The sequence below is a fragment of the Bradyrhizobium elkanii WSM2783 genome (genome assembly GCF_000472865.1).
GTDB classification, from domain to species: domain Bacteria; phylum Pseudomonadota; class Alphaproteobacteria; order Rhizobiales; family Xanthobacteraceae; genus Bradyrhizobium; species Bradyrhizobium elkanii_A.
On the sequence record NZ_AXAP01000176.1, the window covers coordinates 1 to 6,140 of the forward strand.

7 protein-coding genes and 3 pseudogenes are annotated in these 6,140 nt (G+C 57.9%); 4 read left to right on the forward strand and 6 right to left on the reverse strand.

Going from position 1 to position 6,140, the window contains the following annotated elements; translation table 11 throughout:
- On the reverse strand, positions 1–666 hold a 666-nt coding region (locus YY7_RS0149185; RefSeq protein WP_028169344.1), incomplete at its 3' end, for an IS110 family transposase.
- A gap of 127 nt (positions 667–793) precedes the next feature.
- On the opposite strand from YY7_RS0149185, the pseudogene YY7_RS59905 reads away from it, so the two are divergent.
- The 4 genes and pseudogenes from YY7_RS59905 to YY7_RS0149205 all read left to right on the forward strand — a co-directional run.
- Positions 794–984 (forward strand): annotated as a pseudogene (locus tag YY7_RS59905) (class I SAM-dependent methyltransferase); the annotation flags it as partial.
- Between the two features lie 193 nt (positions 985–1,177).
- Positions 1,178–1,849, forward strand: a complete 672-nt coding sequence (locus tag YY7_RS0149195; RefSeq protein WP_035693205.1) for an alpha/beta hydrolase — start codon at positions 1,178–1,180, stop codon at positions 1,847–1,849.
- Positions 1,836–1,946 (forward strand): annotated as a pseudogene (locus tag YY7_RS64235) (cupin domain-containing protein); the annotation flags it as partial. The gene YY7_RS0149195 and the pseudogene YY7_RS64235, both read left to right, overlap by 14 nt.
- 663 nt (positions 1,947–2,609) lie before the next feature.
- On the forward strand, positions 2,610–3,251 hold the full coding sequence (locus YY7_RS0149205) for an HD domain-containing protein (protein WP_028169347.1): 642 nt from the start codon (positions 2,610–2,612) through the stop codon (positions 3,249–3,251).
- Positions 3,252–3,755: 504 nt separating this feature from the next.
- Here YY7_RS0149205 and YY7_RS57400 read toward each other — a convergent pair.
- The 5 genes and pseudogenes from YY7_RS57400 to YY7_RS59920 all read right to left on the reverse strand — a co-directional run.
- Positions 3,756–4,118, reverse strand: a complete 363-nt coding sequence (locus YY7_RS57400) for a hypothetical protein (protein ID WP_155255685.1) — start codon at positions 4,116–4,118, stop codon at positions 3,756–3,758.
- A 408-nt stretch (positions 4,119–4,526) separates the two neighbouring features.
- Positions 4,527–4,730: a hypothetical protein gene (locus tag YY7_RS0149220; protein WP_028169349.1), complete on the reverse strand. Its 204-nt coding sequence runs from the start codon at positions 4,728–4,730 to the stop codon at positions 4,527–4,529.
- Between the two features lie 57 nt (positions 4,731–4,787).
- Positions 4,788–5,318: a hypothetical protein gene (locus YY7_RS0149225; protein WP_028169350.1), complete on the reverse strand. Its 531-nt coding sequence runs from the start codon at positions 5,316–5,318 to the stop codon at positions 4,788–4,790.
- A 74-nt stretch (positions 5,319–5,392) separates the two neighbouring features.
- On the reverse strand, positions 5,393–5,695 hold the full coding sequence (locus YY7_RS61630; RefSeq protein ID WP_155255686.1) for a hypothetical protein: 303 nt from the start codon (positions 5,693–5,695) through the stop codon (positions 5,393–5,395).
- A 197-nt stretch (positions 5,696–5,892) separates the two neighbouring features.
- Positions 5,893–6,140 (reverse strand): annotated as a pseudogene (locus YY7_RS59920) (IS701 family transposase); the annotation flags it as partial.

Here is a 6,140-nt window from a genome sequence, read left to right on the forward strand (position 1 = left end):
CGTCATCAGTCGCTGGCAGGCCTGATCTTGCCGGGCCAGGGTTTCGATCTCGCTAGATAGACCCTCGATACGCGCATCCAGCCGGCGCCAGTCTTCGGCCAGACCCTCGATGATGCGCAACATGCGAGGCGAGAGCACATCGGTGCGCGTTGCCAGGATACCCGGCAACTCGAACCGCAGGGAATGCAGGCCTTGCCGCACGGCGATGCCCCGCTCCAGCAGGAACGCACGGATCTGATTGATGGCGCCGGTACGCTGACCGACCAATCGATCGCGGACGCGGTGCAGTGCCTGAAGGTCGAGTTGATCGGCGGTTTTGGTCGCGACGAACTTCATGGTCGGGCGTTGGACAGCCTCAGCGATCGCTTCCGCATCTCGGAAGTCATTCTTCTGCCCCTTCGAATACGGCCGCACGTATTTCGCCGGCATCAGGTGGGCGTCGTGGCCAAGCATTTGGAGCTTGCGGCTGAGATGATGTGCGCCGACGCAGGCTTCCATCCCGATCAGGCACGGCGGCAGGTTGGCAAGTCGCGCCTCGACCTGGCCACGCGACCATTTTTGCCGGAGTACGATCGCACCACGCCGATCGTGCCCTATGACGTGAAACGAGTTCTTGCCGATATCAATGCCGACCACGGCGATTGTGCTGCTAGATTTCTGAGACATGGCGTGCTCCTTTTCGGTGCCCCGAACCAGCTTCGATCACTGGCGGGGCTGGAGTACGGCCGGACCATCCCATTAGCGGACCTCTTACCTTTCGGGGAAGAGCAGAGACAATTCAGCCCGCAATTGCCAATTCGGCAACGTCACCATGTCGCCGCACCCTGCCAGGCTTCGGATCACCGAGCCCGAAGATGTCGTGGCGCCAAGGAGCCTCAACTTGCCGCATTACGCAAAGCCATCGCCAGTGCATTGCAGCAAGGCAATGGTGTTCTTGAGGTCGACAAAGAGGACGGGCTGTTCCTCAGCAGGAAAGTGGCCTGATCAACACACAGTGATGATGGTGGTGGCCATTTAGCGATGCCGGTAATCGCTATCAGCGCCCGCGAAATTATCATTCAGTGCGACGTTACCCGGCATCGTTCCCCGGAACCGTGCTAGGGGGACGCCGTTTAGGGATACGCGCGGGTGTAGCGCCTCGCTGCTTGCACTCGCCTCGGCCTTGCAGGAGCGCGTCATGGCCAGGATCAACAACATCGTTTTGGTTCACGGTGCCTTCGTCGACGGATCGAGTTGGGCTGGCGTCTACGACGTCCTCAATGAGCACGGTTTCACCGTCAGCGTCGTCCAGAACCCGACCGTCTCGCTGGAGGGCGACGTGGCCGCGACCAATCTGATCCTCGATGAGCAGGAAGGTCCGGCGGTGCTGGTCGGTCATTCTTACGGCGGGGTGGTGATCACTGAGGCGGGCATGCATCCCAAAGTCGCTGCCCTCGTCTACATCGCCGCCTTCGCTCCGGACAAAGGCGAGTCCGTCGACACCATCGTCGGCCGCCCGCCGTCGTTTACGCCGCCGAAGGAAGGATATCTTTTCCAAGACAAGGCGAAGATGGCGGCCGCGTTCGGTGCTGATGTGGATCCTAAGACCGCCGGCTTCTGGGCCGACAGCCAGGTGCCGTTTGGCATGGAGGCGAACAATGCCGTGGTCACCGAGCCCGCGTGGAAGAAAAAGCCGAGTTGGTATCTCGTGGCCACGGACGACAAGATGATCTCGGCGCCCACGCAACGGCGGATGGCGAACCGCGCGAGCTCGACAGTCGTCGAGGTCCCCGGAAGTCACGCGATCTACGTCTCCAATCCGCGCGCGGTGGGGGTGCTGATTGAGCAGGCGGCGGACGGTTGCGCCTAAATTCAATCAGCCGATCCCGAATATTCCTGGAAAGTCGCTTGTCGTCGTGGAAGTCGACTACGCGCCGGGGGCCGCTTCCCCGTCCCCGACGCATTCTATAATTTGACGGTCATCGGCGCCGGCTTAATCCAGAGATTGGAAGTAGCTGGCTTGGCTCAAAGGCACCACCTCCTTCCTTTAAAATAACCGCCCCCGCTCGCCATTCGTGCTTCCAGTTGGGAATGGACGGCCTCATCTGTCTGGGCGAGCGCCCATGCGCAGATTGAATCCTCCTGCGTAAAGGCGAGCCAAAGATTCATCCGACATGGCCCGATCGGCTGCGAACGTCGGCTTGCGATCCCTTCCGGACCTTTCGGTTTTGGCGATGGCCGGCCCAGCGCGGCTTCCCCTTCGGGGCAGGAGGACATATCCTATTGGCGTAAGTTAAAGGTCCTGCGTTGAACCGGGTGTCCCGACAAGCCGCTTTTGATCGACCGCTTACGTCGCTCCTGAATCGATCGTTTGCATCAATCAAGAGAGGAGCCCATGAACAGCAGCCCCATCCACAAATGCGTAGCTGAGGCGATCGGCAACTTCTGGCTCTCCTTCGCGGGTAGCTGGATGTGGAGTTGTTTTTCCATTCCTTGAAGGGGCCTCGTCAGGTTTAAATGCGGGCTTGCTAACGGCAGTTCAGAAACCAGCGGTAATGCCGGTCACCTCGGCCCTGAGGTGAAAGGCGTGAGTTCGGGCCGTACCTGATGCTGATGGAGGATGGACCATGATGTTCCAAGAGATTACAGGCGTGAAGATTCCCGACAGCCAATTGGCGCGCGAAGCAACGCAGTTCATTCGAGACACCGAAAGCGACTTTCTGTTTCAGCACTCCACGCGCGTCTATTTCTGGGGCGCCCTGGCCGGGAAGCGGAAGAAGCTGACCTTCGATCCGGAGCTGCTGTACACGGCGACCATGTTCCATGATCTCGGCCTGACCTCCGGCTTCCGGGAAAGTCGGCTGCGCTTCGAGGTGGACGGCGCGAATGCGGCGCGCGACTTCCTGCGAAGCCACGGCATCTCGGAGAGCGATATCGAGAAGGTCTGGTTTGCGATCGCGCTGCACACCACGCCGGGAATCTCCGAGCACCTGCATCCCGTCGCCGCGCTGACTGCGGAGGGCGTGATGATGGATCTGGTAAGCCTTGGCTATGACGAATTCACCGACGCGCAGCGGGGGGCGGTGGTGACGGCCTACCCGCGTGCGCCGCAATTCGTGGAAGACCTACTCCAGGCGTTTTACGACGGCCTCAAACACCGGCCGGAAACGACCCAACAGACCGGCCTCGCCGATATCATGATTGACAAGGACCCCCATTTTCACCGAAGTGACTTTTGCAGCCTGATGCGGAACTCGCGTTGGGCCGCTTAGTCGGTGTCTTGAACCTGCAAATCGAAGACGTGAAAGGATGGGCTATTCTAACGTCGGCAGGCTGCCTATGAAGTAGCGAAGGCACTTCCGCTTATGGCCCTTCGCGACAGTTTGCGCAGCGTGGAGACATGTCCGCAGTTGGGGGTAGACCAGAAGTCTCGGGCTGCGGGGCAAACGGGCGCGATTGACCCCGAGCAGACCTCTCATGAGGTCAATCGATTTTGGGGCATATGTGATCGTGGCGCCTTCTGAGTTCAGGAACCAATGCGCGGACTCATCGTTTGCGCTCAGGCTGGCTGGCGTTGGGCGGCATGACGATGGCACCAGTGTTGGGATTATGATCATGGCCGAACTTTCGCTGCCGACCGCCGTCGCCCCACATCCGTCCATCATATAGGAATGGCTGTCTTTCACTCGCTTTGGCAATGGCCGGCGTTTGCGATTTAGTCGTCATGTCTTGCGCGCTGGACGCTGTCGCCGCCAGTGCCAAGAAAAACCCGACTGCTAGTCGTGGCATGACAATCCTCCTCTCGCGTTCGGGATCAATGTGCGACGGTATCGCTCGGTTCTAGCAGCGTCAGAAAAAAGACGGAATTGCATTGGAACCCAAACCGTCCGCGAGCGGCTCACGTCGGGTATGTATGGGAGATCGACACCCTTGTCGTGTCGATCACGGATGATCCAATATCGAAGGTTCTCTGGAAGCGTCCACGCGCTCACCATGAACTCCTGAACGCTGACCTTCCGACCAGAAATATCAACCGTTACATCGCGATCCCGTTCTGTATATCCGGTCGCCTCGATCTGCTCGCAGCTATCAATGACAGCGGCCATCATCTCTCGGATGAGGTTCCAATCGGTCGGCATGTGATGGCTCCTTGTCTGCCGCAACGCGAGCGCATGGCGCCTGTGTTGTCTCGGGTTTTCCACCAAGGCCTGTTGCGACTCCACCGCGGTCGGACCCAGCAAGGTGAAATGGGCGCATCTTTCCTTCCGAGAGTTGTTCGGTCATGAGAGATCGCGCGTGTAATACCTTCCGCCGTAGTTTTCGACCGTGGGTTTGTGCACCATGATTAGTCGCCGAGCAGAGAAGCTGAATGTTTCCAAGGTGCTTTCCAGGCGGGTAGGGAGGATGGACGTTCCGTCATTACTGAAACTCTGGCAGGGGCACGGGTAAGTCTTTCCCCATGTGCGCAGCCAATCGCGTTTACCGCGTGGCGTACCACGGCGCCGGCTGGCCGCAACTTGGGATCGTCGAGAGGTCGACAGTTGACGCTAACGGACTAAAGCTTCGCCTTTGTTTTGGCTCTCCCGCCGCTTGAGCGAAATCATTCTCTCGATCCCGCGGATCATATCAACCTTTAGAGTCCACTCAGGCAGCGCCTGCACCTCAGTCAAAAACAGCTCCCACGTCTCCAAAGAGGAGAACGGGCCGGGATCGTCGATAAACCCGATACACAACGGCAGTTCCTGCTTCATCAAGCACCTTGTTTTTTATCACTCGACCGCCTTTGAAAGCCGCGTTCGGCGCTGACGCTAGCCGGCTTTCCGCATTCTATTTGCAAGGAATTTCAGCAATGGGAGCTGAGCGCCTTCAGGTGGATTAAGTGGAACGTACTCGGTTCCAACTGTTTGAACCAAGATACGCATCCCGTCGGACCAGCCCAACAATTCGATCATCGTCCGTGGATCGTGTCGGTCGCGTTCTTGGGCCCATCCCTCGAAAAGGTCACTCAGTGACATCAATTCCTCGCCCGATAGAGTATCGAGCAGCGGTGCGGGCGGCGTTGCATAAAAATGGCGGACTGCTTCCGCTTCGGTACCACTAATCGCGCGGCCAAGGGGTTTTCTGTCCCGAACAAAACTCCGAATGTCGGATCCCAAGCGGTTCTCGCGCCGGCATTTCTCCGCTTCGACTTCTAACCTGCCAGATTCAAGCAGGTAGTCCATTTTTTGTTGGAGACGGTGTCGTTCGCGGTCATCGGCGTTCCGGTATTCGGTCAGTGTTGCCGCATACCTTCCTGCGCAAAGCAGAATGTAGTGGTCCGGACCTAAAACTTCGACCATCGCTTGTCCTACTCAATAAGATGGGCACTATGTATTCGGCAATCGATCAATTGACTCCAGACCTAGGGCACTTGTTAGTCTGGAATGATTGGCAACCCTTCCTCTGCTCGCCTCTCAGCCTCCATTGGACTGATCAACCTGCCAGAAAATACTGAAGCAACGATCATGCATGCACTAGCAACGCCTAGGTAAGCTTCTGTAAGCGCAGCAGAGTTATTTGGAATGCCGTCGAGCCAGATGCAAGCCGCGAAAATCAATGACGTAGCTACGCTACCGGAAACAATTGTCGCGAATGATCTCCGACCAAAAATAACTGTGACGAAGTGCGTACCGAGTGCGATCGGCGCGGCAAAGCCTCCTGAAACGATGATCAACATCGGCCAGCTAATCATGGGGCCTACCTTATGGAGTTTCAGCGAAATAATTCTCACGTTAGTCGGAGGCAAACGCCGATCAGACGTGCTCTCGAAGAAATCGTGCCCGCCGGGGGCCGAGGCGGTGTGGGGGTGAACGCCGCATCCCTGTCAGGCGATTTTAGCACTACTTTGGCAGATTGTGTTTTCGCCGCTGTTTTTCACGGATTTGCTTTCGGCAATATGGGCACTGCTGAGACGGCGGCCGAAGGATGAGATCGACGATGGCGTGACGTACGGCTGGCATGGTTGGCTGAGGCGGAGGCCCGTTGATTCTTTTTTTTCCGCCCCGCGTATGCGAGGCGACGATGTTGCAGGAAGGCGTAGGCAATCATTGTCATCAAGGCGTGGCGATGAAGACCTTGCCATGATCGCCCTTCGAAGTGATCAAGTCCAAGTTCCTCCTTCA

Coding starts and splice junctions, on each gene's coding strand:
- YY7_RS0149195 (WP_035693205.1), top strand. CDS start 1,178: ATGGCCAGGATCAACAACATCGTTTTGGTTCACGGTGCCTTCGTCGAC.
- YY7_RS0149225 (WP_028169350.1), bottom strand. CDS start 5,318: ATGGTCGAAGTTTTAGGTCCGGACCACTACATTCTGCTTTGCGCAGGA.
- YY7_RS0149205 (WP_028169347.1), top strand. CDS start 2,610: ATGTTCCAAGAGATTACAGGCGTGAAGATTCCCGACAGCCAATTGGCG.
- YY7_RS0149220 (WP_028169349.1), bottom strand. CDS start 4,730: ATGAAGCAGGAACTGCCGTTGTGTATCGGGTTTATCGACGATCCCGGC.
- YY7_RS57400 (WP_155255685.1), bottom strand. CDS start 4,118: ATGCCGACCGATTGGAACCTCATCCGAGAGATGATGGCCGCTGTCATT.
- YY7_RS61630 (WP_155255686.1), bottom strand. CDS start 5,695: ATGTTGATCATCGTTTCAGGAGGCTTTGCCGCGCCGATCGCACTCGGT.